This is a genomic window from Halomonas lysinitropha, assembly GCF_902500215.1.
GTDB lineage: Bacteria > Pseudomonadota > Gammaproteobacteria > Pseudomonadales > Halomonadaceae > Halomonas > Halomonas lysinitropha.
The window spans coordinates 335,162-358,241 of record NZ_CABVOU010000027.1 but is presented as its reverse complement, the minus strand read 5'-3'; the positions used below and the strand labels follow the sequence as shown (position 1 = coordinate 358,241).

Genomic DNA, 23,080 nt, shown 5'->3' with positions numbered 1-23,080 from the left:
CCCAAGGAGAACCGCCATGACACGCTCACTCACCCGCACCCTGCTGGCTCCCGCCCTGCTCGCCCTCGCCATCGCGCCGCTGGCGCTTTCCGCCGGCGCCGCCCCCGGTGGCGAGGGCAGACAACAAGGCTGGAACGAGGAACATCGCCAGCAGCACGAGCAACGCCGCCAGGCCCTCTTCGAGCGGGCCGGCATCGACGACGAGACCCGCCAGGCCCTGGAGGAGGCCCGCAGCGAGCACCGCGCAGCGGTCCGCGAACTGCGCGAGGAGCACCGCCAGCGCATGGACGAGATCCTCGGTGAGAAGCAGCGCGAGGCGCTTGAGGCCGCCCGACAGGAAATGCGCGAGGAAAAGCGCGCCGAGCGTCGTGAGGCCATGCAGCAGCGCCTGACCGAGCTGGTCGACAGTTGGGAGCTCTCCGACGAGGAGCGCGAGTCGCTGCGTGAGGTCCGCGAGGCGATCTACGCCGACATGCAGGCGCTGCGCGAGGGCGATATCGACTCCCGCCAGGCGCGTCGCGAGGCCTTGCGTGAACTCCGCGAGGAGCACCATGAGGCCCTTGCCGAGATACTCAGCGACGCGCAGATCGCGGAGATGCGCGCGGAACTCTCCCGCCACGGCAAGGGCGACGGTCGCGATGGGCAAGGCGACGATGACGCCAACTGACGCCTGCCGCTGCTAAACGCGCCTGTTCGTCGCCGTCCAGCATCCGGCGGCCGACGGGGTTGAAGCCTTCAAGGGCCATGACGGCCGCTCCAGCTTCGAGAATCCCGCCACCCGCTGGCCGGACTTCGATGCCGTCATGCCTCCCCGTCCTTCGGTAGAGGCCATCACGCGGCGCAGGCGGCAAACGAAAAAAGCTCGCGACCATCAGGCCGCGAGAAAGCATCGAAACAGCAGGCAGACAGGGCCCGGCCGGCGCCGGGCCCTTGCCATCAGAACCAGACTTCGGTCTGCACGCCGAAGGTCCACTGGCTGCCGGTGAACTCGTCGCTGCCGAAGGCGTCGCCAGCGCTGTAGTCATTCAACTCCTCGTCCCAGTCGCTGAAGCTGGCGAACAAGCGGATCTCCGGACGCTGCCAGAAGCCGCCCACCTGGGGCTTGAAGGTCGGGGCGACAGTGAACTTGGTATAGTCCCCCTCGACCGCGGTGCGACCGTCGAAGCCCCGGGGGTCGAGGTCCATCCACTGGTAACTCGCCTCGTACTGCATCTCGAAGTTCTGGGTCAGCTCGTTGGCCAGGCGCACGTTGAGGGTCGCCCAGTCATACTGGTCGCCGTCGACGTAGCGGTCTTCACTGGTCTCCGCCAGGATCGCCGGGGCCAGGCGCCACCTGGGGGCCACATAGGTGGTGCCATACAGGCCGACGCGAGTCGCGGTGGCATCCTCGGTCAAGTCGCCGCGAGCGCCGATGCCCTTGGTCTCGGCGCCCAGGCCCTGGCCGTGCATCACCGCCGCCTTGAAGTTGCCCTCATCCAGGCCGAAGAAGCTGTCGCCGTGGTAGGCCACCATGGTGTGGACACCGGATTCGGCGGCTTCCTGACCCGCACCGATATCGCGCTCCTCGTTGTCGGCGGCGGACATGCCGTTGACCATCCACTGCCAGTTGCCGAAGTAATTATTGGAGGTCAGGATCAGGTTATCGGTATCGCCGCTCTCATCCCCTGGCGACTCGCGTGTCACGGGGAAGTCGCTGAAGCTACGGCCGTAGAGCGAGAGGTTGGAGGTCCAGCTATCGGCCAATTGCATATCGTAGATCCCCGCCCCGGTGCCGGAGAGGAAAATGAAGTCGGTATCCATCCAGTGGATATCGAAGTTGTCGCGATCGAAGCGCTTGCCGGCCCAGATGGAGGCGTTCTCGAAGGCGCCGGTGAAGCTCGGCAGGTCGCTGAATTCGGCGTAGACCTGGCGCACGTTGAGGTTGGACTCGTCGGCGGTCCAGTCGTTGCTGGTGGTCGTGCCGTCAGCGATCATGGTCCGATAGTGGGCCTTGGCGCCGTTGTCGAAGCGCATCTTGTAGTTGAAGATCGCCTCGGCGTAGGTGTCCGGCTCATTGCCCAGGCGCCCCACGGCCCCGCCCAGCGAACCGGCCGGCGTCACGTAGGGGCCGCCCTCGGCGCTCTTGCCATCCTCGCCGATCAGCAGGCCCGAGCGGGCATAGACGTTGAAGGAGAAGCCTTCCTCTCCGCTCGCCTGGCGCTCGACCCTGGCCAGGCGCTCCTCGACCTCGTCCTGTGACAGGCGACCCTCGGCCTGCTGCTCGGCCAGGTCCGCGCGCTGTTCGGCAGCATCGGCCCGCTGCTCGGCGGCGGCGATGCGCGCCTCCAACTCGGCGAGGCGTTGCTCCAGGGAGTGATTGTCGGCACCCGCCATCCCGGCGAGACCCAGGCTAGCGGACGCGATGGCAATGGCGAGCGGCTTCTTGAACGTGGCAGTCTGCATGGTCGTTCTCGTCCTTTGTTGTTGTCGCGGCTGATGGTGATCACTGAAAAGGGGTGCCCCGAGGCCGGGGAGTCGCACCCTGGCGGAAGACACTCGAGGAACTTAATCGATTCAGACATCGACTACAAAAACAATTTGTTAATATTACTACCAATGTCTAAGGAACAGGCGGGAAGGAAAGATATTTACGGTAATAAAACTACAGAAAGCCCCTTGCCATGGCATATCCTGACCCTCCGACACCATGACGAGGACACACGATGACGCCCGAACAGCCTCCCCACACCCTGATACTGGGCATGATGCGCCTGCACGAGGACCCCGAACTCCAGGCACCCGAGCGGCTGGCCGACTGGATCGAGGCCCGCCTCGACCAGGGACTCGACTGGTTCGACCACGCCGACATCTATGGCGGCAACGGCCACAACGAGCACCTGTTCGGCGAGGCCCTGCGCCGGCGGCCGGGCCTCGCCGCCCGGGTGAAGGTGGTCACCAAGGCCGGCATCCTGATGGCTCCCGGCGACACCAAGCACTACGACAGCTCGCCGGTGTGGCTGGCCGGCGCCATCGACCGGGCCCTGGCGCGACTCGGGGTCGAGCGGCTGGACCTCTTCCTGATCCACCGCCCCGACCCGCTGATGGAGGCCGAGGCCACCGCCCGGGTGCTGGATGATGCCGTCCGAGCCGGCAAGGTGGGCGCCCTGGGGGTCTCCAACTTCCTGCCCGAGCAGTGGCGCCGTCTCAAGGCCGCACTGTCCCACCCGTTGACGCACCACCAGCTACAGCTCTCACTCACCCACTCGGCCCCCCTGCTCAACGGCCACTTCGATGCCCTGCGCCGAGACGGCCTCTCGCCCATGGCCTGGTCGCCCCTGGATGGCGGCGCGCTGTTCGAGGGCGTCGCCGGTCAGGCCCTGAACCGCCTGGCCGTCCACCATGGCGTCAGCCCCGCCGGCCTCGCCCTGGCCTGGCTGCGTTGCCTGCCAGGCTCGCCGGTGCCGGTGATCGGCACCCTCAACCCGGCGCGGATCATGACCCTGCAGGACGAGGCACGGCTGTCCCTGCCGCGTCAGGACTGGTATGCCCTGCTGGAGACGGCCCGCGGCCACGAGGTCGCCTGACCGCCGGAAAGCCTGCGACCAAAGTCGCGGTTGAAATCCAGACTGAGCAACGGCTAACTGTGCGGGCCATGATCTTAATCGTTTAAGTCAGGGGAAATGAACACTCCCGAGACCCGCGGACGATGCATCGCAACCGGTCTTTCCCCTACCACAGCGACAACAACAAACGACGAGGAAGCCAGTATGTACAAGAAAACGCTAATCTCCGCCATCGCCCTGGCCGGCGCTGCTGCCGGCAGCAGCCAGGCCCAGGCCGCGGAATTGACCATCTCCTGTGGCGCCGTCGGCGCCGAGCTCGCGCTGTGCGAGCAGGGCGTCAAGCAGTGGGAAGAGAAGACCGGCCACGAGGTCGATATCGTCTCCACCCCCAACTCCTCCACCGAACGGCTGTCGCTGTATCAGCAGATCCTCTCGGCCCAGTCCAGCGATATCGACGTCATGCAGATCGACGTGGTGTGGCCGGGCCTGCTGGCCAACCACCTCCTCGACCTCGGCGACACCCTGGGCGAGGACGCCGCTGCCGGCCACTTCGACACCATCGTCGCCAACAACACCATCGACGACCGCCTGGTGGCGATGCCCTGGTTCACCGATGCCGGGGTGCTCTACTACCGCAAGGACCTGCTCGAGCAACACGGCTTCGAAGCCCCCGAGACCTGGGAAGAGCTCACCGAGATTGCCACCGAGATCCAGGCCGCCGAGCGCAAGGCCGGCAACGACAGGATGTGGGGCTACGTCTTTCAGGGCCGCGCTTACGAGGGCCTGACCTGCAACGCCCTGGAGTGGATCGCCAGCTACGGTGGCGGCACCATCGTCGATGCCGAGGGCGAGATCACCATCGACAACGCGCAGGCCGCCGAGGCACTGGACCTCGCCGCCAGCTGGATCGGCGAGATCTCCCCCGAGGGCGCCCTCAACTACACCGAGGAGGAGGCTCGCGGCATCTTCCAGAGCGGCAATGCGGTGTTCATGCGCAACTGGCCCTATGCCTGGTCGCTGGCCCAGAGCGAGGAGAGCGACGTGCGCGACAAGGTCGGCGTGGTCAAGCTGCCCAGCGCCGAAGGCCATGAAAGCGCCGCCACCCTGGGTGGATGGAACCTGGCCGTGTCCCGCTATACCGAGAACCCCGAGCTTGCCGCCGACCTGGTGGCCTTCCTGACCGGCGAGGCCGAGCAGAAGCGCCGTGCCATCGAGGGCGCCTACAACCCCACCCTGGCAGCCCTCTACGAGGACGAGCAGGTGCTGGCAGCCGTGCCCTTCTTCGGCACCCTCTACGACACCTTCACCAATGCGGTAGCACGGCCTTCCGCTCCCACCGGCGACAACTATGGCCGGGTCAGCAACAGCTTCTTCAACGCCGTGCACCAGGTGCTCTCCGGTGACCAGAGCGGCGCCGAGGCCATCGCCCAGGTGGATAGCGAACTCTCGCGCATCAAGCGCCGCCGCTGGTAACCCAGGAGGTCTCCATGTCGACTCCCGCAACCGATCCCACGCCGCAGGCGGTCCAATCTACCGTGCGCCCCCCCAAGGGGGGCTATCGCGGCACTAAGGTGCGCCGCCAGCGGGTTCGCGCCGCCTGGCTGTTTCTCCTCCCCATGCTGGTGGCGCTGGCGCTGGTCGCCGGCTGGCCCCTGCTGCGCACCTTCTACTTCAGCTTCACCGATGCCTCGCTGTCGGATACCGCCGGGGCCGCCTTCATCGGCATCGAGAACTACCTGGTCTATGACGACGGCGCTTGGTACGGCCTGCTCACCGACCCCGTGTGGTGGAACTCGGTGTGGAACACGCTCTATTTCAGCGCCGTCTCGGTGTCGCTGGAGGTGGTTTTCGGCATCATCGTCGCCCTGCTGCTCAACGCCGAGTTCAAGGGCCGCATGCTGGTGCGCGCCGCGGTGCTGATCCCCTGGGCGATCCCCACCATCGTCTCGGCCAAAATGTGGGCCTGGATGCTCAATGACCAGTTCGGGATCATCAACCACATGCTGATGGCGATCGGCATCATCGACTCGCCCATCGCCTGGACCGCCAGCGCCAGCTACTCCATGTGGGCGGTGATCATGGTCGATGTCTGGAAGACCATCCCCTTCGTCGCCCTGCTGGTGCTGGCTGCCCTGCAGATGCTGCCCAAGGACTGCTACGAGGCCGCCGAGGTCGACGGCATCCATCCGGTGCGAGTGTTCTTCAGGGTTACCCTGCCGCTGATCACCCCGGCGCTGATGGTGGCGGTGATCTTCCGTCTGCTCGACGCCCTGCGGGTATTCGACGTGATCTATGTGCTGACCTCCAATTCCACCAGCACCATGACCATGTCGATCTACGCCCGCCAGCAGCTGGTCGAGTTCCAGGATGTGGGTTACGGCAGTGCCGCCTCGACGATGCTGTTCCTGATCATCGCCCTGGCCGTGGTGATCTACCTCTATCTCGGCCGCCGTCAATTGGGAGTGGACCAATGAACCAGTATCAGCTGACCAAGCTCGCCAAGCGGGTCGGGTTCTATGCCTTGATTGCTGTGGTGATGGTCTATGCCATCTTTCCCTTCTACTACGCCGTGATCACCTCACTGAAACCCTCCAGCGAGCTGTTCCGGGTCGACTTCTGGCTGTCGACGGTGGATTTCGGCAATTACGTGCAGATCTTCACCCAGAAGAGCTTCGTGCGTGCCATCGCCAACTCCATCATCGTCTCGCTCTCCGTGGTCTTCATTGCCCTGCTGCTCGGCATCACCGCCTCCTACGCGCTGGGCCGAGTCCGCTTCCGTGGGCGTACCACCGTCTTGCTCGTGATCCTCGGCGTATCGATGTTTCCCCAGGTAGCGGTGCTCTCAGGGCTCTTCGAGGTGATCCGGGGACTCGGCCTCTACAACAACCCGGCCGGCCTGATCCTCAGCTACACCATCTTCACCCTGCCCTTCACCGTCTGGGTGCTGACCACCTTCATGAAGCAGCTGCCCATGGAGCTGGAAGAAGCGGCGATCATGGATGGCGCCACCCCCTGGGTGACCATCACCAAGGTATTCCTCCCGCTGATGTGGCCGGCCATGGCGACCACCGGGCTGCTGGCCTTCATCGCCGCCTGGAACGAATTCCTCTTCGCCCTGACCTTCACCCTCACCGACGACCAGCGCACCGTGCCGGTGGCGATCGCCCTGATCTCCGGCGGTAGCCAGCATGAATTGCCCTGGGGGCCGATCATGGCCGCCTCGGTGACCGTCACCGTCCCTCTGGTGATTCTGGTGATGGTCTTCCAGCGCCGCATCGTCTCCGGCCTGACCGCCGGCGCCGTCAAAGGATGAACCAACACATGGATCCCAAGATGCAAGACAACCTGACCTGGTGGCGCGGCGGCGTCATCTACCAGATCTACCCGCGAAGCTTCATGGACGCCAATCAGGATGGGATTGGCGACCTGGCGGGTATTACCGAGAAGCTGGACTACGTCGCCAGCCTGAACGTGGACGGCATCTGGCTGTCGCCCTTCTTCACCTCGCCGATGCTCGACTTCGGCTACGACGTCAGCGACTACCGGGGGATCGATCCGATGTTCGGCACCCTGGACGACTTCAAGGCGCTGCTGACGAAGGCCCACGCGCTGGGCCTGAAGGTGATGATCGATCAGGTCATCAGCCACTCCTCGGACCAGCACCCCTGGTTCAGGGAGAGCCGCGCCGATCGCACCAATGCCAAGGCCGACTGGTACGTCTGGGCCGACCCCAAGCCCGACGGCACGCCGCCCAACAACTGGCTGTCGATCTTTGGCGGCCCGGCCTGGACCTTCGATTCCCGCCGCCGCCAGTACTATCTGCACAACTTCCTGACCAGCCAACCCGACCTCAACTTCCATCACCCCGAGGTCAGGCAGGCGCAACTGGACAACATGCGCTTCTGGCTGGAGCTGGGCGTCGACGGCTTTCGCCTGGACACCGTCAACTTCTATTTCCACGATGTCGAACTGCGCGACAATCCGCCGGTTCCCGCCGGTGAAGCCAAGACCCTGGGCGCGCCAGAGGCCAACCCCTACACCTGGCAGCGCCATGTCCACGACATCAGCCGCCCGGAGAACCTGGACTTCCTGCGCGAGCTGCGTGCGCTGATGGATGAATTACCCGGCACCACCACGGTGGGCGAGATCGGCGACGACAACCCGCTCGAGCGCATGGCCGAATACACCGCCGGCGGCGACAAGCTGCACATGGCTTACACCTTCGACCTGCTCAACGCGCCCCACTCGCCCGCCTACCTCCGCAAAGTGATCGAGCGCTTTCAGCGCCTTGCGGGAGACGCCTGGCCCTGCTGGGCAACCTCCAACCACGACGTGGAGCGAAGCGCCTCCCGCTGGGGGCAGGATGAAGACCCGGTGGCGTATCCCAAGGTGATGCTGGCCATGCTCTTCTCGCTGCGCGGGAGTGTCTGTCTCTATCAGGGCGAGGAACTTGGCCTGCCCGAGGCCGACGTGCCCTTCGAGCGCATCCAGGACCCCTACGGCAAGGTGCTGTGGCCGGAGTTCAAGGGTCGCGATGGCTGCCGCACGCCGATGCCCTGGCGTCAGGACCCGCAGGGCGGGTTTTCGGGCGTGGAGCCCTGGCTACCGGTGGAGGAGCGCCACCTGCCGCTGGCCGTCGAGGTGCAGCAGGCCGATCCCGACTCGCCGCTCAACGCCACCCGCGCACTGCTGGACTTCCGTCGTACGCATCCGGCGCTGTTCGACGGCGACCTCAGCCTGGTCGACGTCGGCGAGGAGCTGCTTGGCTTCATTCGCCAGAGCGATGATGAGCGGCTGCTGTGCGTCTTCAACCTCGGTGCCAAGACCTTGAGCACGGCGCTGCCGCAGTCCGGCTCGCTGCTCCAGGGCCATGGCTTCGTGGCGGCACTCGACGGCGATGTCCTGACGCTCCCGGCCTACCAGGCCGCCTACCTCAAACTCGACCGATAGCACGACATCACAACAAGGGCCGGCCCCGAGGCCGGCAAGGAGTCGCAAGATGGCCAGCGTGACCCTGGAAAAACTCAACAAGACCTTCGGGCACGACCACATCATCAAGAATGTCGACCTGCAGGTCGGCGACGGCGAATTCGTGGTCTTCGTCGGTCCCTCGGGCTGCGGCAAGTCGACCCTGCTGCGCCTGATCGCCGGACTAGAGTCGATCAGCGACGGCGAGCTGAGGATCGGCGACGACGTGGTCAACGACCTGCCGCCTCGCGAGCGCGGTGTCGGCATGGTGTTCCAGTCCTATGCCCTCTACCCGCACATGACGGTCTACGAGAACATGGCGTTCGGCCTGAAGCTGGCCAAGATGGCCAAGGAGACCGTCGATGACCGGGTGATGGCCACGGCCCGCATTCTGCAGCTCGAGGAACTGCTGCATCGCAAGCCCAAGGAGCTCTCCGGCGGCCAGCGTCAGCGCGTGGCCATGGGCCGCGCCATGGCACGGGAGCCGCGCATTCTGCTGTTCGACGAGCCGCTCTCCAACCTGGACGCCTCGCTGCGGGTGCAGATGCGCAACGAGATCGCCCGCCTGCACCATCGCCTGGGCTCCACCATGATCTACGTCACCCACGACCAGGTAGAAGCCATGACCCTGGCCGACAAGATCGTGGTACTGCGCGACGGGCGCATCGAGCAGGTCGGCAGCCCCCAGACGCTCTACCTGCAACCGGCGACCAAGTTCGTCGCGGGCTTTATCGGCTCCCCCACCATGAACTTTATGCCGGCCGAACTGCTTGACGGTACCCAGGAGGGTTGCAGGGTGAGGACCCCTGGCATCGGCGAGCTATCGCTGCCCCAGGATGCGAGCGGAAAGCATGTCGGGGTTGACCTGTCGCTCGGCGTGCGTCCCGAACACCTGCGCCTGGCCGAGGCGGAGGGCGAAAACAGCTTCGAGATCGTCAACGTCGAGTACCTGGGCAACGAGGTCTATGTCTATCTCGAACCCAAGGTCGGCGACACCCTGCTCATTCACCGCAGCGAGGCGCCCAGCCGCTGGAGCCTCGGCCAGCGGGTAGCGCTGGTCCCGGACCTCGAGCATGTGCACCTGTTCGACACCGAGGACCAGGCCCTGGAGATCGCCAAGCGACGCCGGGCGGCCTGACCCTTCCCACCTCACCCAGTGACCGGGAGACCCGGATGCCCTTCTCTCAATCCCCTTACGATGTGCAGCAGGAGTGGTGGCGCGGGGCGGTGATCTACCAGATCTATCCCCGCAGCTTCCAGGACACCCGTGGCGATGGCATAGGCGACCTGCAGGGCGTGATCGACCGGCTCGACTACATCGCCTCGCTGAATGTCGACGCCATCTGGCTGTCGCCTTTCTTCCCCTCGCCGATGAAGGACTTCGGCTATGACGTCAGTGACTATCGCGACGTCGACCCGATGTTCGGCACGCTCGAGGACTTCGACCGACTGGTGGAGGAGGCCCATGCCCGCGGCCTCAGGGTCACCATCGACCAGGTGCTCTCCCATACCTCTGATGCGCACCCCTGGTTCCAGGAGAGCCGTGAAAGCCGCGACAATCCCAAGGCCGACTGGTACGTCTGGGCCGACCCCCGCCCCGATGGCGCCCCGCCCACCAACTGGCAGGCGATCTTCGGCGGCAGCGCCTGGCAGTGGGACACCCGGCGCTGCCAGTACTACCTGCACAACTTCCTGGTCGAGCAGCCGGACCTCAACTTCCGCAACCCGGCAGTGGTCGAGGCGATCCTCGACGAGGTGCGCTTCTGGCTGGAGCGTGGCGTCGACGGCTTTCGCCTGGATGCGGTCAACTTCTGCACCCACGGCGAGCTCAAGGACAACCCGCCCCGGGAGGAGATCGTCGAGGGCTTTATCGGGGTGCGGCCCGACAACCCCTATGGCTACCAGCAGCATATCCACGACAAGACCCAGCCGGAGAACCTGGTCTTCCTGGAGCGGCTGCGTGCGCTGCTTGACGAGTACCCCGGCACCACCAGCGTCGGCGAGGTGGGCGACGACGACTCCTTGGGCGTGATGGCCGAGTACACCCAGGGTAGCAAGCGCCTGCACATGTGCTACTCGTTCAACCTCTTGACCGAGAATGCCGACCCTGGACACCTGCTCGCACCGCTGGAGGAGATGGAGGCCCGCCTCGGCGATGGCTGGCCCTGCTGGGCGCTGGGCAACCACGACGTCACCCGCCTGGCCAGCCGCTGGGGCGCCGAGGGCCACGCCGAAAAGCTGCGTCTCTACCTGGCCTTCCTGCTCACCCAGCGCGGCAGCATCTGCCTCTACCAGGGCGAGGAGCTGGGCCTGAACGAGGCCCAGCTGACCTTCGATCAGCTGGTCGACCCCGCCGGCATTACCTTCTGGCCGGCCTATAAGGGGCGCGATGGCTGCCGCACGCCCATGCCCTGGCAGGCCGATGCCCCGAATGCCGGCTTCTCGGACTCGGCTCCCTGGCTGCCGATCCCCGCGGAACACCGGGGGCTGGCGGTGGACCAGCAGGAGCAAGATCCCGACTCGCTGCTCAACGCCACTCGCGCCTTCCTGGGCTTCCGCCGCACCCAGCCGGCGCTGATCAAGGGCGACATCCGCTATCACCCGCTGCGCAATGACGTCATCTGCCTCGAGCGCCGTCACCGGGGTGAGAGGCTGCTGGTGGCCCTCAATTTCGCCGGCGAGCCTCGCGAGCTGGGCGCTCCCCGGGAGGCCCACGCCCTCGACGATGCACCTTCGATGGTCAACGGCAGCTGGCAGGGCGGCACGCTGCGGCTGCCGGCCTATGGCATCGCCATCGCCCGCTGTCCGGATTGCGACACAAGACAAGCGATCTGGCACCCCTGAGCCCGTGCCTCGGGTCTGCATGGCAGGTGGAGACCCCACCGCCCCCTTACAACGACAACCTCAGGAGTCCACTCCCATGAACCTCAACAATCCCAAGCGATACCACCACGCCTTGATCGGTTCCCTGCTCCTGGGCGGTTCGGCACTAGCCGCCCAAAATACCCTGGCGGCGGAGATCGCCATCGCCTGTGGCCCCGGCGACGCCGCCGACTACTGCCCGGTGCTCGCCGAGCGCTGGGCGGAGGAGACCGGCCACGAGGTCAATGTCGTCTCCACCCCCAACGACGCCACCGAGAAGCTCTCGCTCTACCAGCAGCTGCTCGGCAGCCAGTCCAGGGACATCGACGTGCTGATGATCGACATCGTCTGGCCGGGCCTGCTCGCCGACCATCTGGTGGACCTCTCCGAGTACCTGCCGGCGGATGCCACCGAAGGCATCTTCCCGGCGCTGATCGAGAACAACACCGTCGATGGCAAGTTGATGGCCATCCCCTGGTTCACCGATGCCGGGCTGCTCTACTACCGCAAGGACCTCCTCGAGCAGTACGGCCATGAGGTGCCCGAGACCTGGCGGGAGCTGACCGAGACCGCGCGCGAGGTGCAGGCCGCGGAGCGCGAGGCGGGCAATGACGGCTTCTGGGGCTACACCTTCCAGGGCCGCGCCTACGAGGGCCTGACCACCAATGCCCTGGAATGGGTGGCGAGCCACGGTGGCGGCACCATCGTCGACGATGAGGGCAACGTCACCATCAACAACGCCCGCGCCGCCGAGGCCCTGGACCTGGCCGCCTCCTGGATCGACGACATCTCCCCGGAGGGCACCCTCAACCATACCGAGGAGGAGACCCGCGGCATCTTCCAGTCCGGCAATGCGCTGTTCCTGCGCAACTGGCCCTATGTCTGGTCGCTGGCCAACGGGGAGGGCAGCGAGGTGGCCGGCAAGGTGGGCATGGCCCCGCTGCCACGCGGTCCCGAGGGCCCCGGCGACGCGGCTCCGGGCGGCGAAAGCAGGAGCGTGGCCACCCTCGGGGGCTGGAACTGGGCGGTGTCGCGCTATTCCGAACACCCCGACGTCGCGGCCGACCTGGTCGCCTACCTGACCGCCGAGGCCCAGCAGAAGGAGCATGCCATCGAGATCGGCATGAACCCCACCATCGAGGCGCTCTACGAGGACGAGGAGGTACTGGCCAGCAATCCCTCCATGGGCGAGCTCTACGAGACCCTGACCAATGGCGTACCGCGTCCCGCCACCGTGACCGGCAGCGACTACCCGCGGGTCTCCAATGCCTTCTTCAACCGCGTGCATTCGGTGCTATCCGGCGACCTCGACGGTACCGCCGCCGTGCAGCAGCTCGAGGGCGAGCTGCGCCGCCTCAGCCGCCGCTGGTGATCCCGCCCCTTGTCCACACCGCAGACCATGACTCACGGAGGGCCGCCAGGCCCTCCACGATAATTCGAGGCTTGCATGACCCTTTCCCAACAGCGCCTGCACGACCGACACGACTGGTGGCGCGGCGCCACCCTCTACCAGATCTACCCACGCAGCTTCCTGGATGCCAACGGCGACGGCACCGGGGATCTCAACGGCATCACCGAACGGCTCGATCATGTCGCGAGTCTCGGCGTCGATGCCATCTGGCTCTCGCCCTTCTTCACCTCGCCGATGGACGACTTCGGCTACGACGTGGCCGACTATCGCGACGTCGACCCCATGTTCGGCACCCTGGATGACTTCCGTGCCCTGGTCGAGCGTGCCCATGGCCTGGGCCTGCGGGTGATCATCGACCAGGTGCTCTCCCACAGCTCCGACCAGCATGCCTGGTTTCAGGAGAGCCGCCAGGATCGCACCAATGCCAGGGCCGACTGGTACGTCTGGGCCGATCCCCGGCCGGACGGCAACCCGCCCAACAACTGGATGGCGGCCTTCGGCGGTCGCGCCTGGACCTTCGACGCCCGGCGCCAGCAGTATTACCTGCACAACTTCCTGCCCAGCCAGCCGGACCTCAACTTCCACCACCCCGAGGTGCAGCAGGCGCAGCTCGACAACCTGTGCTTCTGGCTCGACCTCGGCGTCGACGGCTTCCGCTTCGACGTGGTCAACTACTACTTCCACGACCCCGCGCTGACCGACAACCCACCCATGCCCCGCGAACGGGTACAGCCCGGCAACCCCCAGAGCTACCAGTTCCAGAAGCACAACATCGAGCAGCCCGAGAACCTCGCCTACCTGGAGCGGATCCGCGCGCTGCTCGACGAGTACCCGGGGGCCACCACCGTGGGCGAGATCGCCGGCAACGACCAGTTGCCGACCATGGCCGCCTACACACAGGGTGAGTCGCGCCTGCACATGGCCTACACCTTTGACCTGCTGGGTTCAACTGGCGACGCCACCGAGCTTCACGACGTGCTGGCGCGCTACCGGGAGCTCGGCGAGGACACCTGGCCGTGCTGGGCACTCTCCAACCACGACGTCGAGCGCAGCGCGACCAGTTGGGGCGAGGAGCGCGCGCTGCTGGCGCTGACCGTGCTCTGCTCGCTGCGCGGCAGCCTCTGCCTCTACCAGGGCGAGGAGCTCGGCCTGCCCGAGGCCGAGCTGGCCTATGAGGATCTCCAGGACCCCTTCGGCATCAACCTGTGGCCCGAGGTCAAGGGACGCGACGGCTGCCGTACGCCGATGGTCTGGGAGGATGCACCGAACGGCGGCTTCTGCCTCGAGGGCCTCGCCCCCTGGCTGCCGGTGTTCGAGCGGCACCGGCCGCTGGCCGTCGCGCGCCAGGACGCAATGACCGACAGCCTGCTGGCCCGGGTCCGCCGGCTGCTTGCGCTGCGCGGTGGCACCCTGTTGCTGCGCCAGGGTGAACAGACGCTGATCGATCACGCCAATCTCCCTGACGGGGTCTTCGGCGTGCTGCGTCATGACGGCGAACAGCGCCTGCTGTGCCTGGCGCATCTCGGCCAGGCAACGAGTGATCGGGTGAAGATCGATCTCGACGCCTTGATACCCGGCGCCGATGGAGGGTCCAGTCTGGCCCTGCCGGGCATGGCGACGCCGCTCCGGGAAGGCCGACAGCTGATCATGGAGCCCGGCCAGGCGGCCTGGCTGCACATTGTCTGACAGCGTCGCGAACGGACGCCCGGGGCTCGCCTCGGGTGGCTACCCTGTCCCTGCCGGTCCATGCTAGGCTGCTAACTAAATCGTTACAGCCTTATGGAGTCGAACTCGTGCCCCCCTCTCGCCGCATCACATTGAAGGACCTGGCTCGCGAGCTCGACGTCTCCACCGCCACCATCTCCAACGCCTTCAACCGGCCCGATCAGCTCTCCCCGAAACTGCGCGCGCATATCCTCAGCGAGGCGCAGCGCGTGGGCTACAGCGGTCCCGATGCCCGGGCTCGCAGCCTGCGCACGGGCCGCTCCCAGATCATCGCCGTGATCCTCGCCGAGACCCTCACCTACAGCCTCAACGATGCCGTGGCGAGCGAACTGCTCTCGGGCATCGCCGAGGTACTCGACACCCGTGGCCATACCCTGCTGCTGCTGTCGGGGCGCCAGAACGCTGCCAGCGTGCCCGGCGCCTCGAGCATCGCCGACGGCTTCATCATCTATGGCCTGATGCCCAGCCTGAAGCTGTTCTCCGACCTCCCGCCCGAGCGTCCCCTGGTGGCGGTGGACTTCAATATCGACGATCACGCCGCGGTGCACATCGACAACGAGCCGGCGTGCCATGCCATCGCCCGGCATGCCCTCAAGACGCCGACCCGACGCCCCGCGGTGATCAACCTGCGGCTGACCGAGCAGCCCTGCAACGGCCGAATCGGCAGTGACCAGGCGCTGCTTTCGGCCGAACGTACCATCACCCGAGCCCGCCTCGCCGGTTTCCAGAAGGCCTTCGTCGAGGCCGGCCTCGACCCGGCCGAGGTGCCGATGTGGAACATCGAGGAGAACACCTTCGAGGTCTGCACCCCGGTGATCGAGGAGATCCTCGATCTGCCGGATGCCGAGCGACCCGACCTGCTGCTGTGCATGTCCGACCGCATCGCCCTGACCGTGGTAACGCTCGCCGAGCAGCGTGGCCTGCGCATCCCCGAGGACCTGCGCATCACCGGCTTCGACGGCATCGCCGAGGGACAGTATCGCGCCCCTCAGCTGACCACCATCCGCCAGGACAGCACCGAGAAGGGCCGCATCGCCGCACGCATGATCCTGGGGCTGGAACCCGCCGAGTCCCGCGTCATGACCACCGAACTGCTGATCGGCGACACCTGCCCCTGACCCCCGCCCCGCGCATGGGAGCAGGGCGCGGATCAGGCCCCGTTGAGGGTGGCGATCAGCCGTCGCGTCCCGCCATGCTCGCGGTGCTCGCCCAGCCATAGCCCCTGCCAGGTGCCAAGGGCCAGGCGCCCGTCGCGGACTGCCAGGGTCAGCTGGGTACCGAGCAGGCTGGCGCAGACATGGGCCGGCATATCGTCCGGCCCCTCGAGGGTATGACGGAAATAGGGCAGATCGCCGGGGATCCGCTCGCGCAGGAAGGCATCCAGGTCATGGCGCACGTCAGGGTCGGCGTTCTCGTTGAGGGTCAGCGACGCCGAGGTATGCAGCAGTTGAAGGTGCAGCAGCCCGGTGGCCACCTCGCCGAGCCACGGCAGTCCGGACACGACCTCGTCGGTGATCAGATGGAAGCCGCGCGAGCGCGGCGCGAGACGCAGTTCCTGCTGTTGCCACATGGCGACTCCTGAGGTGGGAGGGTAGATGTCGCCATGCTAGCGCGACCCGCCGCCACAACAAAGGACAGGGCCAGGCGCTCAATGTCGACCTCATGAATGAGGCGGGTTGAGGGCATGGAGGGGTTGTCGGGGGCATGGGCAGGGCCAGGAGAGATCGGGTGGATCAGAAGAGATGAGGAGGCCGGGTCACAATGATGTGAATATAACGTCATTTTGACGTATTCTGAGTCTCGCTTGAGATGTACCGAATCGGAAGATGGAGGTAGTAATGGATATCATCGACCAGGATAGCCACAACGACGATACCCGCATGCTGGCTGATATCGGCCTGCCCCGAGAGGTGTACACCAACCAAGTGGCCTTCATCCGGACCGTCAGGGAAGGTCTCTCAGGCCGCATGCTGCAAAAGGCGGTGAATGCCCTGAGTGATGACAGGGATGTCTTTGTGAGGTTGCTGGAGACCGACTCGGGCAATCTGCATCGGCTGTACAAAAAGAAGGCGCTTGGGCGCGCTCAAACTGAGGAAATCCTCGATACGCTGAAGGTCTACGTCGAGGCCGCTAGAGTGTTCGGCGACCAGGAGATCGCTAAAGAATGGCTGCACAGCGAAGTGCGAGCGCTTGGCGGATCCCGGCCCGTGGACCTGTTCGACACATTCGCCGGGCGAGACATGGTGCGAGATGTGCTCGGAAAGATCGAGTTCGGCGAGTTCAGCTGAATGAAGCTATACCGAATCACGAAAGAACGTTATCTACATGACCTGTCCGGTCAGGGTGGCAGCTACCGTGACGGCGGACGCTGGAATCGCGCTGGGCATCCCGTGCTGTACTTCGGTCTGTCAGCATCGGTCGTCATGCTGGAAATGGGGAATTACATCCTGAATCCCCGGCAGGTGCCAAAAGACATGGTGCTCGGGATCTACGAGGTCGACACCAGGGCCATCGACACCGTAGAGCTGTCGGACCTGCCCGAGGGCTGGGATCAGTTCCCCTACCCTTCATCCACACAACACCTGGGTTCCGACTTCCTCGCCGCGAACCAGAACCTCATCCTCCAGGTGCCCAGCTGCGCCGCTGGCGGCCTTGATGACATTGCCGTGGTGAACCCACTGCACCCTGAAGTCCGACATATACGGCTGGTCGAAACCGTCACTCAGATCTACAACCCTCGACTGTTCGAGGGCATGAAGTAACAACTGACTGTCTAGTGTCCCGACTTTTCTGGTCCATCGCAGACGGGCGTGAAGCACGCCACCTGGGTCGGCTGACCAAGATGATCGTCCATGTTGCCGACCCCCGAGAAACGAACTCGATAGCCGTTGCGACGCGCCACGCCCAGAGCCCAGTCGCGGAAGCGAGCCCGATCCCACTCGAACTTGTGGTCGGGGTCGCGGAACTCGCCCGGTGGCATGTCGAAAAGTGGGTTGTATTCGTGGTTGGGGGTGGTCATTACCAGCAGGTGCGGACGCAGCCCGGCGAAGACCGCACGCTCGACCCGGGAGAGCGCCTCGGGCGGGACATGCTCGATGGTCTCGACCATGGCCGCCGCCTCGAAGCCGACCAGCGCCGGGTGGACATCGGCATAGGAGCCGCAGACCAGTTCGAGACGCCCCGCGCGGGCAGCGGGCAGATCCTCCAAGCGCAGCTTGGCCTGGGCCAGCAGTTCCCCGGAAAGTTCCAGGCCCACCACCCGCTCGAACTGCGGGTCACGCAGCAGGTACTGCAGCAGGCCACCCGAGCCACACCCCAGGTCGAGCACCCGTCGCGCCCCGCTGGACCTGACCAGCGACACCACGCGCCGCAGTCGCTCCTGGTGGAGGTCGGGGGCCTCAAGGTCGATCATCGCCATGCTGTCTCCATCTGGGTCGGGCGGAAGATGATGACGCAAAGCGGCCAAGACGTGTAGCGACGAAGACAAAAAAGGCGCGACTCGCGTCGCGCCATATAGCCTGTTCGCTGCTTCCGAGGCGTCGTTCGACGCCGCCGGTCAGAAGAAACCCATCGGGTTGATGTCGTAGCTGACCAGCAGGTTCTTGGTCTGCTGGTAGTGCTCGAGGGCCATCTTGTGGTTCTCACGGCCGATGCCGGACTTCTTGTAGCCGCCGAAGGCGGCATGGGCCGGATACTGGTGGTAGCAGTTGGTCCAGACACGCCCGGCCTGGATGCCACGCCCCATGCGGAAGGCCACGTTCATGTCGCGAGTCCACAGGCCGGCCCCCAGGCCGAACGTGGTGTCATTGGCAATGGCCAGCGCCTCCTCCTGGTCCTTGAAGGTGGTCACGGCGACCACCGGGCCGAATATCTCCTCCTGGAAGACACGCATCTTGTTGTGGCCCTTGAGCAGGGTGGGCTGGATATAGAAGCCTCGACCGAAGTCATCATCCATGGCCTCCTGTCCACCCCCGGTCAGGAACTCGGCGCCCTCCTCACGGGCGATGTCCATGTAGGACATGATCTTGTCGAACTGCTCCTGGGAGGCCTGGGCACCGACCTGGACGTCGGTATCGAGCGGATTGCCGCGCTTGATCGACAGGGTGCGCTCCATGACCTTGGCCATGAAGGCGTCGTACATGCTCTCCTGGATCAGCGCCCGGGACGGGCAGGTGCAGACTTCACCCTGGTTGAAGAAGGCCAGCACCAGGCCTTCGGCTGCCTTGTCGATGAATTCCGGCTCGGCATTCATGATGTCGGCGAAGTAGATGTTCGGCGACTTGCCACCCAGTTCCACGGTGGAAGGGATGATGTTCTCGGCGGCGCACTTGAGCACATGTCCGCCCACCGGGGTCGAGCCGGTGAAGGCGATCTTGGCGATGCGCTGACTGGTCGCCAGCGCCTGGCCGGCCTCGGCGCCATAGCCGTTGACGATGTTGACCACGCCCGGCGGCAGCAGATCGCCGACCAGCTTCATGAGCTCCAGGATCGAGGCCGGGGTCTGCTCGGCGGGCTTGAGCACCACGCAGTTGCCCGCGGCCAGCGCTGGCGCCAGCTTCCAGGTGGCCATGAGGATCGGGAAGTTCCAGGGAATGATCTGGCCGACGACCCCCAGCGGCTCATGGAAGTGGTAGGCCACGGTGTTGTTGTCGATGGCGCTGGAGGTGTCCTCCTGGGCGCGGATGCAGCCGGCGAAATAGCGGAAGTGATCCACGGCCAGCGGCAGGTCGGCATTGATCGTCTCGCGCACCGCCTTGCCGTTGTCCCAGGTCTCGGCCACGGCGAGCATCTCGATGTTCTGCTCGATGCGGTCGGCGATCTTCAGCAGGATATTGGAGCGCTCGGTGGTCGAGGTCGCGCCCCAGGCCGGTGCGGCCTGGTGAGCGGCGTCCAGTGCCTTGTCGATATCTTCGGCGGTGGAGCGGGGAATCTCGCAGAACACCTCACCGTTGACCGGGCTGACGTTGTCGAAATACTGACCCTTGACGGGGTCGACGAACTCGCCACCGATATAGTTGCCGTAGCGCTTCTGGTAGGACACGACGGAACCGGGCTGGCCGGGGTTGGTATAGATCATGGCGTGACTCCTGACTGTTGTCGTTATGGTGATACCCCCTCAGTATTGGTCAGGTGTGTCTTCTGCGACATACTCCGGTGGCAGGAGAGGGTCTCCTCCTTCAGCAGGAGCCAAGACGATGCCGAGAGGTTTTACCCATGTATACCCTGATGGTCGCCGATGACCATCCGCTGTTCCGCGAGGCCATTGCAGCGGTGATCGAGGCGGGCCTGCCGGACAGCCGGCTGCTGGAGGCGGAGAGCCTGGACCAGGCTCTCCACTGTGCCGCGGCCTGTGCGGAGCTGGACCTGGTGCTGCTCGACCTGGGCCTGCCCGATGCCAGCGGGCTCGAGGGCCTGCGGGCGCTGCGGGCGGCCCACCCCTGGCTGCCGGTGGCGATCCTCTCGGCCGATCAGGAGCGGCGTACCATCCTCGCTGCCCTCGACCTGGGCGCGGTCGGCTACATCCCCAAGTCGACGCCGCGCGGTGACCTGCTCGCGGCGCTGGCCCAGCTGCTGGAGGGTCAGGTCTACCTGCCGCCGGAGATCATGCGGCGTCCCGCCGTCCCCCACTGCCCCTCCGACAGGGCCGGCATGCCCTCACCGGCCCCGCGCTTCGCCGAACTGACCGACAAGCAGCTCGAGGTGCTACTGCGCCTGAGCCGCGGCGCCTCCAACAAGGTGATCGCCCGTGAACTGGACATCGCCGAGACCACGGTGAAGACCCATGTCTCGGCGATCCTGCGCAAGCTCGGCGTGCCGGGCCGGGTCCAGGCGATTCTCGCCGCCGGCGAGGCTGACCTCGCGGCCCTGCTGGCCGAGCGCCAGGGCCCGTCACGCTGAGTCTCCGCCCAGCAGGTCGACCAGGGCCATGCGCAGTCGCAGCGGCTTCAGGGGCTTGAGCAGGCAGCCATAGCCGAGCTTGCGGGTCAGGCCCTTGATCGCCGCATCGTGGTTGGCGGTGATCACCAGCACCGGGAGCCCCGGCTGGCGCTCGCGCAGCCGCGCCGCCACCGCCAGGCCATCGGGGGCCTCCTCACCCAGGTGGAAGTCGACGAGCAGCACGTCCGCGCCCGCGCCGGCGGTCTTGTTCTCCAGGTCGGCCGGCGAGGCCGCGGTCACCACCCGGCAACCCCAGCCCTCGAGCAACGCGGCCATCCCGGCGCAGATGCCGGGATCGTTGTCGATGACCCAGACCCGCGCCGCCTCCAGGACACTCCCCTGCCCCGGGCGCGCCGGGGCGGCAGAGGGAAGGTCGATCAGCGGCAGTCGACCATGGGGGACCAATACCGAGAAGAACGAGCCACGGCCCGGCACGCTGGCCAGCCGCAGGGGGTGGCCGAGCATCCCCGCGATGCGGTCGACGATGGCCAGGCCCAGCCCCAGGCCGCGATCCTCGGCATCGTGATTGCCACCCAGGCGCTGGAACTCCTGGAAGATCGCCTCGCGCTGCGCCTCGGGAATGCCCGGCCCGCTGTCCCCCACCAGAATCTCGACCCCCTCGGAGCGGCGCCGGCAGCCCAGCAGGATCTTGCCGCGCCCGGTGTAGCGGATGGCATTGGTCAGGAAGTTGCGCACCACCCGGGCCAGCAGCGCCAGATCGGAGGAAACCACCGCGCCGCTGCCCACGTAGTGCAGTTCGAGCCCCCGGGCCGCGGCCATCTGGCGATACTCCTCGGCCAGCACGTCGAGCAGTTGAGCCACGGGAAAGGGGGCAATATCCGGCTCGAGCACCCCGGCATCGAGCCGCGAGATGTCCACCAGGGTGCCGAGCAACGCCTCCACGTCCTTGAGCGAGCGGCCGATATGGCCTACCAGCCGGGTCGAGGGCTCGGGCAGGGAGTGCTCCTCCAGCGCGCTGGTAAACAGCCGGGCCGCATTCAGCGGCTGCAGCAGGTCGTGGCTCACCGCGGCCAGGAAACGGGTCTTGGAGAGGTTGGCCGCCTCGGCTTCCGCCTTGGCAGCATGCAGTTCGGCGAGGGTATGCTGCAGGGTCTCGGTGCGCTCGCGCACCTGTTCAGCGAGCAGCACCGCATGCTCGAAAGCCGCGTAGGGCGCGGCGCCCGCCACGCCCGCCGACTCCACGCGCTCCATCAGGGCCGTGGCAATCCGTCTCAGCCGCGCGTTCTCCTCCAGCAGTTCCTGCTCCCGCGGGCTGGCGTCGTCAGGCGTCTCCCGTAGCCGGGCGAGATCCAATGGCGACCCCGGTGAAGGTCTGGTTGATGTGCATGCCATGGTGCTGCTCCCCGTAGGTGTTGAAGCCGATCACCCGCGAGCGGCCCAGCAGCCGCGACGCCGGCGCCATCCGTCCCAGGGCCTCCAGTTCGAGTCGGCGCAGGAAGCAGTCGCAGCCGATGATCAGCGCCGGCTCGCCGAGCCGCGCGGTAAGTCCGCTAAACACCGCCTCGAGATCCTCCAGCAGCGGGGCCGGCTGCATGGCGGTGAGCACGATGCCGTTCTCCACCGCGCAATAGAAGCTGAGGCTGCCGTCGTCGTTGACCCGCTGGATGGAGCGCACGAAATGCGCTTCGCCCAGGCGCACCGCCAGCGGATGGCGGGCGAACACCTCGGGCGCCAAGGCCTCGACCGGCAAGCCCACCAGCCGGGCATACTCCTCGGCGGCCGGCAGGGCGTTGAGCTCCAGCACGCGGCGGCGCTCGCGGTCGGCGCGGGTAACCACCAGTTTCTCGTCCCGCGGGCGCAGGTGGTGGGTAGTGAAAACCTCGAAGGGCAGCCGGGTGTTGATCACCACTACCACCGCCGCCTGGCCGTGGAAACGGCCTTCGGCATGCACATGGGTATGGGCCAGGCGATTGTCGTCGCCGGCGGAGCCGCCGAAGCTGGGGATTCGACCCAGGGCGGCATCCAGGGTCGCCAGCACCTGCTCCTCGCAGCTGGAAAGGCCATCGAGCAGGGTCAGGGCGAAGCTATGTTCGGCCACCGGCGCCAGGGCCCGACCGCGACAGTCGTCCAGCAGGCCGTCGACCAGCCGCTGGGCACGGATCAGGTCGAAGCCCGCCAGGTCATCAACCAGCGCACAGGAAACGGCGAAGTGGCGACGATCGAGGCCGATGGCAACGATACAGCCCCGCTCGTAGCCCTCGGGGGTGATCTCCCCGGCGGTGGTGCAACCGGCCACTTGCACCCCATCGAAGGCCTCGTTCAGAGCGGCCGAGAGCGACGCCAGGGGATACTCGGCGCTGCAGAAGAACAGCACGAAGCCGAGGTCGGTATGCCATAGCGCCCCGGCCAGTTCCCGGGCGGCTTCACCAGGGTCCCGGCATCGGCTGACCGCCGTGCGCAGCGGCAAAGACGCATCGAGAGGGTCAAGGGAGACGGACGAAGCGGGAGAGAGATCGAGCATGTCGGCCTGCCTGAGCGATTTCAAGCAGTGTATGCCGCCGAGACAAGCCGCGACAATGCCGGCCCGTGACGGGCAGAGACATCCGTCGGAAACCGCAAGGCGACAGGCATCGCCACCGACGTGACGTGCCTGAAACAGAAGCCGGCAGGCCCG

At 66.2% G+C, this 23,080-nt stretch carries 20 protein-coding genes; 14 read left to right on the top strand and 6 right to left on the bottom strand.

What is annotated here, in order from left to right:
• The first annotated feature begins 16 nt into the window (after positions 1 to 16).
• Positions 17 to 667: a hypothetical protein gene (locus tag HALO32_RS06165; RefSeq protein ID WP_151442891.1), complete on the top strand. Its 651-nt coding sequence runs from the start codon at positions 17 to 19 to the stop codon at positions 665 to 667.
• 269 nt (positions 668 to 936) lie between these two features.
• On the opposite strand, the gene HALO32_RS06160 is transcribed toward HALO32_RS06165, so the two are convergent.
• Positions 937 to 2,442, bottom strand: a complete 1,506-nt coding sequence (locus HALO32_RS06160; RefSeq protein WP_151442890.1) for a carbohydrate porin — start codon at positions 2,440 to 2,442, stop codon at positions 937 to 939.
• Positions 2,443 to 2,702: 260 nt separating this feature from the next.
• On the opposite strand from HALO32_RS06160, the gene HALO32_RS06155 reads away from it, so the two are divergent.
• The 10 genes from HALO32_RS06155 to HALO32_RS06110 all read left to right on the top strand — a co-directional run bounded on the left by HALO32_RS06155 (position 2,703) and on the right by HALO32_RS06110 (position 15,626).
• Positions 2,703 to 3,563, top strand: coding sequence for an aldo/keto reductase (locus HALO32_RS06155; protein ID WP_225809785.1), 861 nt, complete (start codon positions 2,703 to 2,705; stop codon positions 3,561 to 3,563).
• A 183-nt stretch (positions 3,564 to 3,746) separates the two neighbouring features.
• The gene (locus HALO32_RS06150) at positions 3,747 to 5,015 is read left to right on the top strand and encodes an ABC transporter substrate-binding protein (protein WP_151442889.1); all 1,269 of its coding nucleotides are present in this window, start codon (positions 3,747 to 3,749) and stop codon (positions 5,013 to 5,015) included.
• 14 nt (positions 5,016 to 5,029) lie between these two features.
• On the top strand, positions 5,030 to 6,016 hold the full coding sequence (locus tag HALO32_RS06145; RefSeq protein WP_151442888.1) for a carbohydrate ABC transporter permease: 987 nt from the start codon (positions 5,030 to 5,032) through the stop codon (positions 6,014 to 6,016).
• Positions 6,013 to 6,855 carry a carbohydrate ABC transporter permease gene (locus HALO32_RS06140; protein WP_151442887.1) on the top strand — a complete coding sequence of 281 codons (843 nt, stop codon included), beginning with the start codon at positions 6,013 to 6,015 and terminating at the stop codon, positions 6,853 to 6,855. Before HALO32_RS06145 ends, HALO32_RS06140 begins: the two co-directional genes overlap by 4 nt.
• 20 nt (positions 6,856 to 6,875) lie before the next feature.
• Positions 6,876 to 8,492, top strand: a complete 1,617-nt coding sequence (locus HALO32_RS06135) for an alpha-glucosidase (RefSeq protein ID WP_151443133.1) — start codon at positions 6,876 to 6,878, stop codon at positions 8,490 to 8,492.
• Positions 8,493 to 8,541: 49 nt separating this feature from the next.
• Entirely contained in the window at positions 8,542 to 9,648 is a 1,107-nt protein-coding gene (locus HALO32_RS06130) for an ABC transporter ATP-binding protein (protein WP_151442886.1), read from the top strand.
• A 35-nt stretch (positions 9,649 to 9,683) separates the two neighbouring features.
• Positions 9,684 to 11,354, top strand: a complete 1,671-nt coding sequence (locus HALO32_RS06125; protein ID WP_151442885.1) for an alpha-glucosidase — start codon at positions 9,684 to 9,686, stop codon at positions 11,352 to 11,354.
• Positions 11,355 to 11,430: 76 nt separating this feature from the next.
• Positions 11,431 to 12,744: an ABC transporter substrate-binding protein gene (locus tag HALO32_RS06120; RefSeq protein WP_151442884.1), complete on the top strand. Its 1,314-nt coding sequence runs from the start codon at positions 11,431 to 11,433 to the stop codon at positions 12,742 to 12,744.
• 75 nt (positions 12,745 to 12,819) lie between these two features.
• Positions 12,820 to 14,469, top strand: coding sequence for an alpha-amylase family glycosyl hydrolase (locus tag HALO32_RS06115; protein ID WP_151442883.1), 1,650 nt, complete (start codon positions 12,820 to 12,822; stop codon positions 14,467 to 14,469).
• A 107-nt stretch (positions 14,470 to 14,576) separates the two neighbouring features.
• On the top strand, positions 14,577 to 15,626 hold the full coding sequence (locus tag HALO32_RS06110) for a LacI family DNA-binding transcriptional regulator (RefSeq protein WP_192576449.1): 1,050 nt from the start codon (positions 14,577 to 14,579) through the stop codon (positions 15,624 to 15,626).
• 32 nt (positions 15,627 to 15,658) lie between these two features.
• Here the strand turns inward: HALO32_RS06110 and HALO32_RS06105 are convergent, their stop codons facing one another.
• Positions 15,659 to 16,078 (bottom strand): secondary thiamine-phosphate synthase enzyme YjbQ, encoded by a 420-nt coding sequence (locus tag HALO32_RS06105; protein ID WP_151442882.1) that lies wholly within the window; start codon positions 16,076 to 16,078, stop codon positions 15,659 to 15,661.
• A gap of 268 nt (positions 16,079 to 16,346) precedes the next feature.
• Between HALO32_RS06105 and HALO32_RS06100 the strand changes: the two genes are divergently transcribed.
• Complete coding sequence (locus tag HALO32_RS06100; RefSeq protein ID WP_225809783.1) at positions 16,347 to 16,796, top strand: antitoxin Xre/MbcA/ParS toxin-binding domain-containing protein; 450 nt, start codon at positions 16,347 to 16,349, stop codon at positions 16,794 to 16,796.
• Positions 16,797 to 17,270 carry an RES family NAD+ phosphorylase gene (locus HALO32_RS06095; protein ID WP_151442881.1) on the top strand — a complete coding sequence of 158 codons (474 nt, stop codon included), beginning with the start codon at positions 16,797 to 16,799 and terminating at the stop codon, positions 17,268 to 17,270.
• Positions 17,271 to 17,281: 11 nt separating this feature from the next.
• On the opposite strand, the gene HALO32_RS06090 is transcribed toward HALO32_RS06095, so the two are convergent.
• Complete coding sequence (locus HALO32_RS06090) at positions 17,282 to 17,926, bottom strand: methyltransferase domain-containing protein (protein WP_225809781.1); 645 nt, start codon at positions 17,924 to 17,926, stop codon at positions 17,282 to 17,284.
• 138 nt (positions 17,927 to 18,064) lie between these two features.
• The gene (exaC, locus tag HALO32_RS06085; protein WP_151442880.1) at positions 18,065 to 19,585 is read right to left on the bottom strand and encodes an acetaldehyde dehydrogenase ExaC; all 1,521 of its coding nucleotides are present in this window, start codon (positions 19,583 to 19,585) and stop codon (positions 18,065 to 18,067) included.
• Between the two features lie 137 nt (positions 19,586 to 19,722).
• Between exaC and HALO32_RS06080 the strand changes: the two genes are divergently transcribed.
• A complete protein-coding gene (locus tag HALO32_RS06080) occupies positions 19,723 to 20,406 on the top strand; it encodes a response regulator (RefSeq protein ID WP_151442879.1) in 684 nt (227 codons plus the stop codon).
• Here the strand turns inward: HALO32_RS06080 and HALO32_RS06075 are convergent.
• Complete coding sequence (locus tag HALO32_RS06075) at positions 20,398 to 21,798, bottom strand: hybrid sensor histidine kinase/response regulator (RefSeq protein WP_151442878.1); 1,401 nt, start codon at positions 21,796 to 21,798, stop codon at positions 20,398 to 20,400. The two genes, HALO32_RS06080 and HALO32_RS06075, sit on opposite strands and share 9 nt — an antisense overlap.
• Positions 21,728 to 22,927 carry a nitric oxide-sensing protein NosP gene (gene nosP / locus HALO32_RS06070; RefSeq protein ID WP_151442877.1) on the bottom strand — a complete coding sequence of 400 codons (1,200 nt, stop codon included), beginning with the start codon at positions 22,925 to 22,927 and terminating at the stop codon, positions 21,728 to 21,730. Before nosP ends, HALO32_RS06075 begins: the two co-directional genes overlap by 71 nt.
• Positions 22,928 to 23,080: the final 153 nt, after the last annotated feature.